Annotated in this window: 14 protein-coding genes; 6 read left to right on the top strand and 8 right to left on the bottom strand. The window is 67.0% G+C overall.

Features of this window, described 5'->3' with window-relative positions:
• From RU01_RS09400 to RU01_RS09385, 4 genes are all read left to right on the top strand, one after another.
• Positions 1-649, top strand: a 649-nt coding sequence (locus RU01_RS09400) for an FAD-dependent monooxygenase (protein WP_042574292.1), incomplete at its 5' end; no start/stop codon positions are given.
• Positions 650-656: 7 nt separating this feature from the next.
• The gene (locus RU01_RS09395) at positions 657-1,859 is read left to right on the top strand and encodes a cytochrome P450 (protein ID WP_042574255.1); all 1,203 of its coding nucleotides are present in this window, start codon (positions 657-659) and stop codon (positions 1,857-1,859) included.
• The gene (locus RU01_RS09390; protein WP_042574254.1) at positions 1,856-2,053 is read left to right on the top strand and encodes a ferredoxin; all 198 of its coding nucleotides are present in this window, start codon (positions 1,856-1,858) and stop codon (positions 2,051-2,053) included. The genes RU01_RS09395 and RU01_RS09390 overlap by 4 nt, the downstream gene beginning before the upstream one ends.
• Positions 2,050-3,186, top strand: coding sequence for an NAD(P)/FAD-dependent oxidoreductase (locus RU01_RS09385; protein ID WP_042574253.1), 1,137 nt, complete (start codon positions 2,050-2,052; stop codon positions 3,184-3,186). Before RU01_RS09390 ends, RU01_RS09385 begins: the two co-directional genes overlap by 4 nt.
• Positions 3,187-3,196: 10 nt before the next feature.
• Here RU01_RS09385 and RU01_RS09380 read toward each other — a convergent pair whose 3' ends face one another.
• The 6 genes from RU01_RS09380 to RU01_RS09355 all read right to left on the bottom strand — a co-directional run bounded on the left by RU01_RS09380 (position 3,197) and on the right by RU01_RS09355 (position 10,204).
• On the bottom strand, positions 3,197-3,622 hold the full coding sequence (locus tag RU01_RS09380) for an SRPBCC family protein (protein WP_042574252.1): 426 nt from the start codon (positions 3,620-3,622) through the stop codon (positions 3,197-3,199).
• Positions 3,623-3,698: 76 nt separating this feature from the next.
• A complete protein-coding gene (locus RU01_RS09375) occupies positions 3,699-4,319 on the bottom strand; it encodes an isochorismatase family protein (RefSeq protein WP_042574251.1) in 621 nt (206 codons plus the stop codon).
• On the bottom strand, positions 4,316-6,205 hold the full coding sequence (locus tag RU01_RS09370) for a hydantoinase B/oxoprolinase family protein (RefSeq protein ID WP_042574250.1): 1,890 nt from the start codon (positions 6,203-6,205) through the stop codon (positions 4,316-4,318). The genes RU01_RS09375 and RU01_RS09370 overlap by 4 nt, the downstream gene beginning before the upstream one ends.
• A 31-nt stretch (positions 6,206-6,236) precedes the next feature.
• The gene (locus RU01_RS09365; protein ID WP_042574249.1) at positions 6,237-8,297 is read right to left on the bottom strand and encodes a hydantoinase/oxoprolinase family protein; all 2,061 of its coding nucleotides are present in this window, start codon (positions 8,295-8,297) and stop codon (positions 6,237-6,239) included.
• A gap of 38 nt (positions 8,298-8,335) precedes the next feature.
• On the bottom strand, positions 8,336-9,541 hold the full coding sequence (locus tag RU01_RS09360) for a CaiB/BaiF CoA transferase family protein (RefSeq protein ID WP_042574248.1): 1,206 nt from the start codon (positions 9,539-9,541) through the stop codon (positions 8,336-8,338).
• Positions 9,542-9,544: 3 nt separating this feature from the next.
• Positions 9,545-10,204 (bottom strand): GntR family transcriptional regulator, encoded by a 660-nt coding sequence (locus RU01_RS09355; RefSeq protein ID WP_042574247.1) that lies wholly within the window; start codon positions 10,202-10,204, stop codon positions 9,545-9,547.
• A gap of 136 nt (positions 10,205-10,340) precedes the next feature.
• On the opposite strand from RU01_RS09355, the gene RU01_RS09350 reads away from it, so the two are divergent.
• On the top strand, positions 10,341-11,237 hold the full coding sequence (locus RU01_RS09350; RefSeq protein WP_042574246.1) for a hydroxymethylglutaryl-CoA lyase: 897 nt from the start codon (positions 10,341-10,343) through the stop codon (positions 11,235-11,237).
• A gap of 84 nt (positions 11,238-11,321) precedes the next feature.
• On the opposite strand, the gene RU01_RS09345 is transcribed toward RU01_RS09350, so the two are convergent.
• Both RU01_RS09345 and RU01_RS09340 read right to left on the bottom strand, forming a co-directional pair.
• Positions 11,322-12,524 (bottom strand): MFS transporter, encoded by a 1,203-nt coding sequence (locus tag RU01_RS09345; RefSeq protein ID WP_052493195.1) that lies wholly within the window; start codon positions 12,522-12,524, stop codon positions 11,322-11,324.
• A 10-nt stretch (positions 12,525-12,534) separates the two neighbouring features.
• Positions 12,535-13,179 carry a TetR/AcrR family transcriptional regulator gene (locus RU01_RS09340; protein ID WP_042574245.1) on the bottom strand — a complete coding sequence of 215 codons (645 nt, stop codon included), beginning with the start codon at positions 13,177-13,179 and terminating at the stop codon, positions 12,535-12,537.
• A 149-nt stretch (positions 13,180-13,328) separates the two neighbouring features.
• Here RU01_RS09340 and RU01_RS09335 point away from each other — a divergent pair, with 149 nt between their 5' ends.
• Entirely contained in the window at positions 13,329-14,132 is an 804-nt protein-coding gene (locus RU01_RS09335; protein ID WP_042574244.1) for an SDR family NAD(P)-dependent oxidoreductase, read from the top strand.
• Positions 14,133-14,142: the final 10 nt, after the last annotated feature.

Genomic DNA, 14,142 nt, shown 5'->3' with positions numbered 1-14,142 from the left:
ACATCTGACGCCGCCCTTCATCGGGCAGGGGATGGGTGCCGGCCTCCGCGACGCCTACAACCTGACGTGGAAGGTGGCCGGTGTGCTCGGCGGCACGTTGCCCGACGCCGCGCTGGACACGTATGAACAGGAGCGACGCCCGCACGCGCAGGCCATGATTCGACAGGCTGTCTCCGTCGGGTGGGCGATGAACGGCGGCGGTGACCGGACCGCCGCCCTTCGCCGCCGAGCGTTCCCGGTGCTGACCCACGTTCCGGGTCTCAGTTCGACGGTGACCGACAGTGCCACACCGCGATTGCATCGATCGTTGTTCGTCCGCGGTGGGTCGGTGGCGCCGTGGCGACTCGAAGGAACCCTCTGCCCGAATGCGACGACCGACGACGGAACGCGGTTCGACCGAGTGGCGCCGTTCCGATTCACGGTCGTGACCACGGATCTTCCCGAACGGGCGCAGAGGCAGGAGATCACGCGTCGAGGCGCGGAAGTCCTGCTGGTGACCCCGGGTTCGGAGCACGGCAGATGGTTGCGTCGCGGCCGAGCGAGCGCAGCGATCGTCCGTCCCGATCGGACCGTCATGGCCACCGGGCGATCACTGTCGGCGCTGCACACCCTTGTCCCCGCGCTCGGCCCCTCCGATCTGGACCGGTGATACGACGATGACTCCCGACTCCTCCATACCTCGCTACGAGCCCGACATCTACTCCACCGCAGCCATTCTCGATCCGCACCCGCACTATGCGGAGTTGCGGGCACTGGGTCCTGTCGTGTGGCTCTCTCGTCAGAAGGTCTACGCGATCACGCGATACGCCGACTGCAAAGCGGTGCTGCTCGACGACAACACGTTCATCTCCGGTGACGGCGTGGCCCTCAACCCCGTCGCCAACAGGCTCGGTCGGGGAACGACGCTGAACAGCGACGGGGACGAACACGCGCTCAAGCGGTCGGTGCTCGCTCATCGCCTCACTCCGAAGGCGTTGCGGACGATGACGGCAGCGGTGCAGGACAAGGCCGAACAGATCGTGGAGGCAGCCGTCGAGAAGCGGTGGGTCGACGGCGTCGAGGACCTCGCAACGGCACTTCCGTCGTCGATCGTCCCCGATCTGGTGGGATGGCCCGAGGACGGGCGCGAGAATCTGTTGCGCTGGGCAGGAGCAACATTCGACTCGCTGGGACCGCTCAACCGACACGCGGTCGGTGCAACGAGGGCGGCAGCGGAGATGATGGCGTTCTCGAAGCGCGTCGTCCGCGAGCGTTCGGTGCTCCCGGGCAGTATGGGGTCGGACGTTCTGGTCGCCGCGGACGAGAACCGGATCGAACGGTCGCAGTGTCCCGCACTCATGATCGACTATCTGGCCCCCTCGCTCGACACGACGATCGGGGCGATCTCCGGTGCGCTGCAGCTGTTCTCGACTCACCAGGATCAGTGGGACGTGATCCGCAACGATCCCGGTCTCATTCCCAATGCCGTCAACGAGGTCGTGCGCTTCGAATCGCCGCTTCGCGCGTTCTCCCGTCGTGCCGTACGGGAAGTCGAGGTCGGTGGTTCGGTCGTCCCGCGTGACGCGCGCGTGCTCGTGGTGTACGCGTCCGCGAACCGCGATCCCCGCGAATGGCACGATCCCGACACCTTCGACATCACCCGCGATGCCACCCGTCAACTCGGTTTCGGCTCGGGTGTGCACGGGTGCGCCGGCCAGGGACTCGCTCGCCTCGAAACCCAGACGATCCTCCGCGCCCTGGCCGAACGTGTGGTCCGTATCGAACCGGCCGGCGTCCCCGGCCGGGCCGTGAACAACATCATCCACCGATTCGACCGGCTCCCACTGGAACTGGTCACCACCGAGAGGACAGAGTCATGATCGTCGACGTCGACTGGGACCGTTGCGAGGGACACGGCATCTGCGCCGAGCAGGCGCCCGATGTGTTCAGCCTCGACGACGACGGCGAACTGCACCACGCCTTCGACGGCGCCGATCTTCCCGGTGAACTCGAGGCCGGCGCACGCGCTGCCGTGGGGGTCTGTCCGGTCGCTGCGCTGCGCGAGCGCACATGAGCGAGACCGCACCGCGGATCGTCATCGTCGGCGACTCCATCGCGGGCTGTACCGCCGCGCGGGAGCTCCGCGCGTTGAACCACGACGGTCCGATCACCATGATCGGCGGCGACCCGGACGGGTGCTACGCGCGACCACCGCTGTCCAAACGTGTTCTCGCCGAGGGGCTCGAGACATCGGACGCGTGGGATCTCTCCGACCTGGACGTGACCGTCGTGAACGCCCGCGCTACCGGGGTGGACCCGGATCGCGAGCTGGTCGTGCTCGCCGACGGGGACCCGGTGCCCTACGACGCACTCGTCGTCGCCACCGGAGCCGATGCGCGACGCCTCGCGACGCCCGGTCAGCGCGGAGAAACGGTGGTGCGCACCCTGGCCGACGCGCGCGCACTGCGGACGCGGCTCGAGACCGCGACGTCCGCGATCGTCGTCGGTGCGGGCTTCCTGGGCATGGAGATCGCGAGTGCCTGTGCAGCACGCGGTATCCCGGTCACCGTCGTCGATGTGGACGCGCCTCTGATGCGCATTCTCGGACCGTTCCTGTCCGAGGCGATCACGCGACGGGCAGCCTCGACATCGGTCGACATCCGCCGTGCGAAGGAACCTGTGGAGCTGATCGGCGATCCGGTGGGTGGGGTCCGGATCGACGGCAGTGAGCTCACCGCGGACCTCGTCGTGACGTGCGCAGGAGAAGTGCCGGCCACCGGGTGGCTCGAGACCAGCGGGATCGGCGACAGTCGCGGTGTCGCCGTCGACGACCTGTGTGCGACGTCCGTCACCGGGGTCTACGCCGCCGGCGACGTGACCTATGTCCGTACCGCCGACGACCGTCGACCGCGAACGCCGTTCTGGTCCGCGGCTATCGCGCAGGGCAAGGTGGCCGCCGCGTCGGCGCTCCGGGTCACTCCGCGCTGCGAGCCGTACGACGACTACTTCTGGACCGAGGTGTTGGGGGTCTCGATCAAGGTCGTCGGTCCGCTGCCGTTGTCGGGGGCTCCCACAGTGCTCGACGGATCGGTCGAGGACGGCGCCGCACTCCTGTCCTGGACACACGACGACGGTCGCAGGACCGTCGTGGCGTACGGCATGAAGAAAGCGGTGGGGGCTCTGCGGCGTCTGGCCGCCGCGGAGTGACGCCGAGCGATTAGGGGACGAGGGTGCCGATCTTCGCGGAGACGGTGGACTGGAGCACCTTGGCCACCACGATCGCGAGACCGGGAACGACGGCGTCGAAACCGATCGTGTAGTCGAGTGACGTGCCGCCGTCGGCGGTGGGAGTGAGTCGCTGGGTACCCCAGTGTCCGCGCAGCGGTGAGCCCTTGGTGATCTTGTACTCGATCAACGTGTTGGGCTCCGCCACCGTGGTGGTCTCGTGGAACGCGGGCAGGGGACCGAGTTTCAGGGACCGCGTGGATCCGACGCCGTTGCGCGAGGTGTCCCCGTCACGCACCCGGGTGATGTTCGCACCGAACATCGGCCCGAGGTTCTCGTGTTCGGACAACGCCGCGAACACGACGTCCGGGGACGAGGTGAAGGTGTGGGTGACGTGAACGCGCGTGGGTGCAGCCATGGGGACGACTCCTCTTCGACGGGAGACACGATCATGTCAGCATGGTCGGCGAGCGTGCTCCGGTGTACCCCGCGTGTCAGCGCCGCCAGTGCTCGACAGCCTCGGCGAGTGTCAGGACGTCGGCGTACTTCGCACGGAGGTCCAGCAGATTGGACTCGTGCATGCCCGGTTCCCGATCGCCGCACGCGTCGGCCACGACCAGCGGCCGGAAGCCGTGCTGCAGCGCGTCGGTAGCACTCGCACGGATACAGCCGCTGGTCGTCAGGCCACAGATGTACAGCGTGTCGATGCCCTGTGCCGTCAGAGTCGCGGCGAGGGACGTTCCGAAGAACGCGCTCGCGTACTGCTTGGTCACCACCGTCTCGCCGTCGAGCGGCCGTGGCTCGGGCGGGAAATCGCCGAGCGGAGAGCCCTCCTCGAACACCGTGAGAGCCGGAATCTTCTGCAGGAACAAACCTCCGTCGGCACCACCGGGCCGGTAGCTGACGCGGGTGAAGACCACCGGAACGCCGCTCTCGCGCGCCGCTGCGACCAGGGACGCGGCGGCGGCGACGGCGCGCTCGACAGGAGCGCGGAGCGGAGAGGAGTCGACGAGGTAGGCCTGCACGACGTCGACGACCAGCACCGCCGCGCTCCTGCCGGGGCCGAGATCGCCGGCGAAGCCCGACGCCTTGTACGAGCCGAGGGTATCGCTCACGCGCGCACTGCCTTCCGCACGTTCACGGGCGGGCGGGGAGCCGGCAGCCCTGTCTCCTCCTCGCATCGTTCGAGGATGACGTCGAGCGACGGGCCCTTGTCGAAGACGGTGATCTCGCCCCGCTCGTCGGACATCGACGCGCGCAGACTCGTCGAGTCCCCGACGTTCACGGCGCCCGCGTCGTCGAGAACGACGCCGTACCCGGTGCGCGCGCCCTCCGCGCTCACCAGACCGCGGCGCACCTCCAGGGCGACGAGTTCGGAATCGCGTGCGAGCGGGTCACCCCACCCGCCGCCACCCCAGGTGACGAAGTGCAGGACGTCGCCGCGCCGTACCTCGACGTCGTGGATCTTGCTGGGTAGTACCTCGGTCTCGCCGGTCGCCCGGACGATCCACTTCGTCCCCCGCGCACCGGGTTTGCCGCCGTTGACACCCCACGGGTAGGTGAGCCAGCGATCGTCGTGAATGGCGATGGTGCCCGGCTCCTCGAAGTAGTACGTGACGTCGACGCCGTTACCGCCGCGGTGCAGACCGGCGCCTCCGGTATCGGTGACGGTCTCCCACCGTTCGATGCGCAGCGGGTAGTACGACTCGAGGTACTCGCAGGGGATGTTGACGAACGACGGCCACAGCGAGTGCCCGTCGGGTCCGTCACCCATCGGCCGACCGGGGATGCCCCCGAATCCGATGGAGTACAGCTGGAACCACTCGCCGTCGCGTGCGCCACCGTCGTAGTGACCGGAATACATGAAGTGTGGCGACGACGAGAAGCCGGCGGCATTGAGGATCTCGGGGTTGTTCTTGCCGAGCAGTCCGCCGAAGAGGTCGAACACCCGGCCGATGCCGTGGTTGCGGCCATTGAGTGCCGCGGGATAGCGCGGCTTCCAGAACGAGTCCTCGGGAATGGTGACGTCGATGAGCGGATAGAACCCGTCGTTCCACAGAATCTGCGGATCGGCCACGGTGATGACGTAGATACCGAAGAACATCCGGACGAGATTCTCGTTGATGAAGTAGTTGATCGGCCCGACCGCCTGGGGGGCGGCCTTACTGAAGTCGAGGTGGATCTTCTCCCCGTGACGGGTCAGGGTGATCGCGAGTTCGTACGGCCCGTAACCACATCCGTCATCGCAGATAAAATCGCTGAATTCGATGGTCTCCCCGTCCACGAACAGCATGGCGAGAAGAACCTTCATGGCCTGGTAGTTGCGCTCGAGCAGAGCATCGAGCGCCGATAGGTAGACGTCGACACCGAACCGGTCGCACAATTCGACGATGCGCCGCGATGCCGTCGTGCAGGCGGCGACCAGACCGTTCAGGTCCGCTCGGTTCCAGTCGGGCTTGCGTACCTGATTGAGGATGATGTCGAGGGCTGTCTCGTTCAGCTGCCCTTCGCTGTAGAGCTTGAAGGGCGGAATGATGACGCCCTCCTCGAAGATGGTGTGCGCGTCCGTCGGCATCGACGACGGCGTCTTGCCGCCCACGTCGGACATGTGGCCGAACATCGACGACCAGCCGACGACGCGGCCGCTGTGGAAGATCGGCAGCACGATGAGCCAGTCGTTGGCGTGGCTGATCGCGGCGCCGCAGGCATAGGGATCGGACGTGAGCAGGATGTCGCCCTCACCGACGGTGCCGTTGAAATTGTCGAGGAAGTCGGGCACGGACAATCCGAACTGCCCGACGACCATCTTGCCGCTGGGATCGGCGATGAGCGGGAACTCGTCGTGTTGCTCGCGGATACCGGGGGACAATGCGGTGCGGAAAAGCACCTCGTCCATCTCCGCGCGGGCGTTGCGGAGCGCGTTCTCGATGATGTCGAGCGTGATCGGGTCGACCGGCACCGTGGTGAACGGAGTCGTCGAGGTCTCGATGATGGTGGCCATCAGTTCTCCTGCGTTCGAGGGTGTTCGGGGGTTACGACTGGACGGGCGCGATGAGCAGGCACGCGCTGGGGTGCACCGTGGCGGCGTGCCCGGAGAGCACCAACGTCGTCGAGTCCATCTCGGTGATGACCGCGGGACCGACGACGACGTTGCCGGCAGTCAACTTGGAGCGGTCGTAGATTCCGGCCGGCGCGTACTTGCCGTCCATCCACACCTCGTTCGTCGACACGAGAGCGGCCGACGGATCCTCGGTGCCGACGTCGAGGGCTTGGAACGCGACGTCCGGCCGAGGACCGCTGACGGTCACTCGGAGGTTGATCACTTCGCGCTCGTTCTTCAGCAGGAACGAGAACAGTCGCTGATGTTCCTCGTCGAACGCAGTTCCGAGCGTGGAGAGCAGGTCTCCCGAGTCGAGGGCTGTCGCGTCCAGGTCGACCGGAATCTCGAACCCCTGGCCCTGGTAGCGGAGGTCCACCTGGTACTTCGCCGTCTGCTGATCGGCGGGTACGCCCTCGGTGGTCAGGCGGGCGGCGGCCGACTCCGCGAGTTCGGCCAGCGCGGTGCGTAATTCGGCGTCGTCGATGTCGGAGAACGCGCGGATCATGGTTCGTGCGCTCTCGTCTCGCAGGCACGTGGTCGCGTCGCCGTACGCGCACAGCACGCCAGGAGACGGAGGCACGATCACCGGCCACGAACCGGTCAGTCGACCGAGGGCATTGGCGTGGAGGGGGCCGGCTCCACCGAACGACACCAGGGCGAAATCGCGGGGATCGAACCCCTGCTGCACACTGACCAGGCGCAGCGCGCCGAACATGTTCTCGTTGACGATGTCCACGATTCCCGACGCCGCTTCCTCGGGGCTCCCCAGACCGATGGCATCGGCCACGGTGGCGACGGCCTTGCGGCTCGCGTCGACGTCGAGCGTCACCTCGCCGCCGGCCAGGGCGGCAGGCAGGTAGCCGAGCACCACGTTGGCGTCGGTCACGGTCGGCTCGGTTCCGCCCTTCCCGTAGGCCGCCGGACCGGGATCGGCTCCTGCGGATTGGGGCCCGACCCGCAGTGCACGGGTCAATTCCGGGACGTGGGCGATGGATCCGCCGCCCGCTCCGACCGTCCGCACATCGACGCTCGTCGCGCGGACGGCGAGATCGCCGACCTTGGTCTCGCGTCCGATGCGGGGTTCTCCACCGAGCACCAGGGCCACGTCGGTCGACGTGCCGCCCATGTCGAAGGTCAGGAAATCCGTGAAGCCCGCCTGCTCGGCGAACCACACGGCGCCGGTCACGCCACCTGCGGGACCCGACAGCAACAGCGACACCGGCGATTCGGCGGCCTTTGCCGACTGGACGAGCCCGCCGTCGCTCCGCAGGATCGACAGGGGAGCGGTGATCCCTTTCTCCTGCAACGAGTTGTCGAGGTTGCGGACGTACCGTGACACCTCCGGCTGAACGTAGCTGTTCGCGACCGTGGTCAACGTCCGCTCGTACTCGCGCATCTCGGGCAGGACATGGCTCGAGATGGAAATCGGAATGCCGGGCAGCTCTTCCTCGGCCCAGGCCGCGACCTGCGTCTCGTGAACGTCGTTCGCGTAGGAGTTGATCAACGAGACGGTGAGGGCCTCGATGCCGGCTCCGGCCAGACGGCGCAGTTGTCCACGGGCCTGCTCCTCGTCGAGCGCCCGTATCTCGGAGCCGTCCGCGCCGATACGACCGACGATCTCGACGGTGTTCTCGAGTGCCGCGAGGGGTTCGGGTTTGGGCCAGATGATCCAGCCGGCAAGACCACCCGGGACGTACGAGCGTGCGATCTGCAGGACCTGCCGGAAGCCGTCCGTCGTCACCAGGCCGACGCGGGCTCCGCGTCCCTGCAGGATCGCGTTGGTAGCGACGGTGGTGCCGTGCAGCACCTGGCCGATGTCCGACGGGTCGATGTCCGCCTCGGCACACACTTTCGCGATTCCGTTGAGAACTCCGACGGACTGGTCCGCTGGTGTCGACGGTGTCTTCGCTCGGTAGGTGGTTCCGGTCGTCTCCTCGAGTAGCAGCACGTCGGTGAAAGTTCCGCCGACGTCGACGCCGAGTCGATAGCGCATGGTGTTCTCCCGTGATGTGAGGGTGAGAGGAGCGAGGGTCAGATGATGCCGCGCTCCGCGAGCGCCACCCGGTCGGATTCGGTGACTCCGAGCAGACCGCCGTAGATGTCGGCGTTGTGTTCTCCCAGTTCGGGTCCCGCGTGATGAACGGATCCTGGACTGTCACTCAGCTTGGGTACGACTCCGGCCATCGGGATCTCCCCGAAATCGGGGTGTGCGAGCCGCACGATGGCCTCGCGCGCCGCGAAGTGCGGATCGTCGAACATGTCCCGCGCCGTGTAGATGCGTCCGGCCGGAACCCCTGCCTCGTGCAGGACGTCGAGCACGGTGTCGGTGTCGAAGGCCGATGTCCAGGCTCCGACGATGTCGTCGAGCTCGGTCATGTTCTTCCCTCGCGCCTCGTGGTCGCGGTAGCGGGGGTCCTCGATCAGGTCGGTGCGGTCCATCGCCGTGACCAGGCGTCCGAACACCGAGTCCTGGTTTGCGGCAACGAGAATCATCTCCCCACCCTTCGTGGGGTACACGTTGCTCGGCGCGATGTTGGGGAGTACCGATCCGGTGCGTTCGCGCTGGTAGCCACCGATCTCGTATTCCGGCAGCAGCGATTCCATCATGGCCAGGACGGCTTCGTAGATGGCCGAGTCGACCAACTGCCCTCGACCCGTCCGCTCCCGATGGTGCACCGCGGTCAGGACACCGATGGTGGCGAACACCGCGGCGAGGGAATCGCCCAACGAGATGCCGCTTCGCGACGGCGGCATGTCCGCATTGCCCGTCACGTAGCGAATTCCGCCCATCGCCTCGCCGATCGAACCGAATCCTGCACGGGGAGAATAGGGTCCGTTCTGGCCGTAGCCGGTCACCCGCGCCATGATGAGTCGCGGGTTGATCTCGCGCATCTCCTCGAATCCGAGGCCCCACCGTTCGAGTGTGCCCGGCCGGAAATTCTCGACCACGATGTCGGCGTCGGCAATGATTCTGCGGGCCAGTGCCTGCCCTTCCTCGCTGCGGAGGTTACACGTCACCGACTTCTTGCCCCGCGCGACGACGGGCCACCACAGTGACTTGCCGTGCGGCTTCTCGCGGCCCCACTGACGCATCGGGTCGCCGGTGCCGGGTGGTTCCAGTTTGATCACCTCGGCGCCGAAGTCGGCGAGCAGCTGCCCGCAGAACGGCCCTGCCAGCAGTTGGCCCATCTCGACCACCCTGAGGTCGGACAGTGGTCCGGCGGTGGCTTCGCTCATTCGTCAGTCCTTCGAGTCGTCGGCAGTCAGTGATTGCAGCAGAACGTGTTTGGCGGCGCGGACGTGCGCGCGCATGACGGAGTCGGCCCATGTCTCGTCACCGGCGCGGAGGGCGGCGACCAGATCTCGGTGATGCGCGTGGCTCCGGGCGAGGTCCACCGGCGCGTAGCGGTGGAAGGTGCGCATCACGAGGGGCAGTTGGATGACCGCGCCGAGCATCGACATCAATCGCGTGCTGGCCGCTGCCGTGCGCACGATGGCGTGGAACTCGTCGTTGAGCTGAGCCATCAGGTCGAGCTGCTGCGCGGCGCCGTCCCTGGCGGCGGTCTCCATCAGGTCGCACAGCTCGCTCAGACGGTCGACGTCCTTGTCGTCGATGCGTGACGCGGCACGAGCGGCGGCCATGGCCTCCAGTGTCATGCGCAGGTCGTAGATCTCGTCCAGATCGTCGGCCGTCCACTGGTAGACGCGGGCGCCCTTGTGCGGCAGGACTTCGACGAGGCCCTCCATCTCGAGTTGCCTCAACGCCTCGCGGACCGGTGTTCGACTGGTGTCGGTGATCTCGGCCAACTCCACTTCGCCCAGCCGAGCACCGGGCGCATAGGTCCCTGCCACGATGGCCTCCCGGATGTGGGAGTACACGCGGTCCACAGCCCTGGTCATGGGCGACCCCGATCTGTTGCCGGATGAATTGTTCACAATGTAAGCCTGGATTCGGTTTCTGTCTCGATGTTTCGGATTAATTCGGTGTTACGGGTCTGCTATTGCATACAACGGGGCGCGGGTAGAGGATGGGCCGATGAGCCAGGTGCACCTTGTCGAGGTAGGCCCGCGTGACGGGCTTCAGAACGAGCAGACCCTGCTGTCGGTGGAGCAGAAGCTCGACTTGATCCACCGGAGCGTCGCGGCGGGCGTCCGACGGATCGAGGCCGTCAGCTTCGTCAACCCGAAGCGAGTCCCGCAGATGGCCGGCGCGGAAGAGGTCATGGCCGGCGTCGATCGCTCCGACGAGGTCTCCTACATCGGGCTGGTTCTGAACCGGCGAGGCCTCGACCGTGCACTCGCAGCACGCGTCGACGAGGTCAACGTGGTCGTCGTGGCATCCGAGGAATTCAGCCAGCGGAACCAGGGCTGCTCGGTGGACGAGGCCATCGCCGCCGCCCGCGACGTGATCCGCGAGGCCAGGGCAGCAGACGTCGCGGCCACCGTCACCATCGCCGCATCGTTCGGCTGCCCGTTCAGCGGCGAGGTCGACCCTGCATTCGTCGGGTCGATCATCGCGCAGCTCGCGGATTCGGGGCTGTCCGAGATCGCCCTTGCCGACACCATCGGCGTCGGTGTCCCCGCGCAGGTCCGTCGGTTGGCAGAAGTCGCGTCGACGAATGCACCCGGAATTCCTCAGCGGTGGCATTTCCACAACACCCGGAACACGGGCTACGCGAACGCTCTGACCGCCCTCGAGACCGGCGCGCACGCCCTCGACGCCAGCATCGGCGGCTTCGGTGGCTGCCCCTTCGCTCCTGCGGCGACAGGCAACATCGCCTCGGAGGACCTGGTCTACGCCCTCGACCGCTCAGGGGTCGAGACCGGCGTCGACATGCAGACGCTCATCGACGCGGCAGCGTGGCTGGGTACCGCCCTGGCCGAGGACGTGCCCGCGTTGCTGGGGCGTGCGGGTGGTTTCCCTTCGCGGTGAAGAGGTGGTCCCGCGGACGATCACTGTTTCCGCGGACGTTCCGTGTTCCCGCGGATGCTGCAACACCTACGGGAACAGGAAGTGTCAGCGGGAACGATCGGCCACGTCGACCGAGCGTGGCCTGACAGCGACGGCGAGGACAAGCAGAGCTGCTGCCGCGATTCCGCCGACGAGGAAACCCGTACCGGGGGTTCGGGAGTCGACCACCAGGCCGATGCCCGCGGCGGCGAGTGCTGCCCCGGCATTGACCGCGGTGTTGATCCAGCTCGACGCCTCGGTACGGACATCGGCTGTGGTGAGGTGATCGGAGAGCAGGTATCCGGTGACCAGTGCCGGCGCGATGCAGAAGCCCAGCAGGAACAGGCCGATGTGCAGCGTCGGAGCAGTCGAGAGCGGTGACAGCACGGTTGTCAGGACGGCCATGATCAGCACGGTGGTCAGTAGTCGACGGGTCAGCGAGCTTGCCCACTCGCGACGTCCGTACAGCAGGCCACCGCACACGCTTCCGGCTCCGAGCGCAGCCAGAAGTGTTCCGGCGGAACCGATGGAGCCACGGGCGTCGGCGAACGCCGTGGCAGCGACCTCCACAGTTCCGAGTACGACGCCGACCGCGGTCATCGCCGTGAGAACTCCGAGGAACCCGGCTCGTCGTAAGGGGCGGGACGACGGTGGAGCGGCGGTCACGCGAGGCCCGTGGCCACGCGAATGCGCACTCGTCGTCATGCCCACCGTGCCGATGATCGCGATGCATCCCGTGGTGACGAGAGCTGTCGACGGGGACATCGTGGTCACGAGCATGGCGCCGATGAGCGGTCCGATGGTGAACATCGACTCTTCACTCACCGCGTCGAGGCTGTAGGCACGTGTGCGAGTCGGGCCCGGAGGCGTCAGGGAACTCCAGACCACACGCATCGATGCGCCGAGCGGGGGAGGGAACAAGCCGACGGCGGCGCTGCCGGCGACGAGTGCCCACGATGCCGCCTCGGTCGCGGTCAGGATCGCGAGAACGACCAGGGCAGTAGCGAATCCGAGCGACAAGGCGAGTAGGGCGCGTCGCTGACCAGCGCGATCGACCAGGCGTGCGCGCCGGGGTAACGCGATGACGTTGGCCACTCCGAACGCTCCGGTGGCGGCGCCCGCGACGGCGAAGGATTTCGTGGCGTCCTGTATCGCGAGCAGGATGACGAGGCTGACCATCGCGAAGGCCAGCCGTCCGAGCAGTGCGGGGACGAAGACGCGTGCGGCACCGGGCAGTCGGACGATAGCGATGTAGCCGAGCGAGTCCACCGACGGAACGTCAGCGTGCGGTGGGCGCGCCGGCGGCCATCATGACGAAGACGGCATCGAGCTGGGCGCGGCCCTCGTCGACGTCGTGGTGCCGCTCGGCAATGTGGTTGAGCAGGGCACGCTGGAAGATACCGTCGAGCGTGATGTAGGTCGTGGCAGGCGTGAGAACCGGTGTGACACCGACCAGTTCGCAGTACCGCGCGACCACTCGCCAGATCATGTCTTCACGACGCTGTTCGATGTCGAGCACGTCGGAGCGGAAGGAGGAGTCGAACAGGCTCTGGTTCCTGAGGTCGTACCAGAGTCGGTGCACCCCGGCGTCGGCGACGAGAGTGCCGAAGAACATGTCGGCGAACGACGTCCGGAGTTCTTCGGCGGTGTCCGATCCCGAGACCACCTCGTCGTAGCGGGTGACGCAGACTTCCTCGTACTGCCGCACGGCGTGCGCGATGAGGTCGAGCTTGTCGGTGAAGTAGTAGTGCAGGACGCCGTGGGAGAACTCGGAGTTCTGGGCGATCTCGCGCAGGCTCGTCCGCGCGTAACCCAGCTCCGCGAGCGTCGCCAGAGTCGCGCGCGCCAGCTCGCCGCGGCGCGCCTCGAACTTGTCTCGAGAGCGCTCCTCCACGCGGCTACGGGGGTCTGCGGTCTGGGTCACAGCGTCAGCATACCGCTGCCCGGGACCACTTTGGACGACTGTCAAGATTTTCCTTGACGACTGTCAAGACTTGCTCCTAGTGTTGCGTGCATCACACCGCCCGGCGCTGTGATTCACGGTGACAACGCTTCGAACAAGGAGAGCGGACAATGACGAGTTACGACCTGACCGGACGAACGGCGCTGGTCACAGGCGGTGCGCAGGGCCTCGGTGCCGGTATGGCGCAGGCGCTCGCAGCAGCGGGAGCCTCCGTCGCCATCGCCGACATCAATGCCGCCGGCGGTCAGGAGACGGTCGAGGCACTGCGCGCAACGGGCGCCAAAGCGGAATTCGTCCAGCTCGACGTCACGGACGACGCCGCCTGGGAAGCGGCCGTCGAATCGACGATCGGTGCTCTCGGCGGACTCGACATCGTCGTGAACAACGCGGGCATCGAGGTCACCAGTCTGATCGCCGATCTCGACGCGGAGGCGGCCTCGGCGATGCTGCAGGTGAACGTCATCGGTACCGCACTCGGTGTGAAGCACGCGTTCCGCGCGATGCGGCCCGGCGGGAAGGCCGGCAAGGGCGGCTCGGTGGTCAACATCGCGTCGGTTGCCGCCACTATCGCGTTCCCCGGCATCAGCCTCTACTCGGCCACCAAATCGGGCATCGACCGGCTGACCCGGGTCGCGGCCGCCGAATCGGGAAAGCTCGGCTACGGCGTTCGCGTCAACTGCATCTACCCGGCACTGACACCGACCGCCATGGGCAACAAGCTGGCCGTCGACACGGCAGAGCTGGGGTTGTTCCCATCGGTGGAGGCAGCGGTCCAGACCGTCGTGGAGCTGACCCCGCTGGGTCGCCTCGGCCAGGTCGACGACATGGCCGACGCGGTCGTGTTCCTGTCCTCGGACGCCGCCAAGTTCATCACCGGTGCAGGCCTCCCCGTCGACGGCGGCATGGGCATGTAGCCCACGTCCC

Origin of the sequence: Rhodococcus sp. MEB064 (assembly GCF_000834565.1) — a bacterium.
In the GTDB taxonomy this organism is placed as follows: domain Bacteria; phylum Actinomycetota; class Actinomycetes; order Mycobacteriales; family Mycobacteriaceae; genus Rhodococcoides.
Note: the sequence above shows the minus strand (reverse complement) of the source record. Positions and strands in the feature narration are given on the sequence as shown.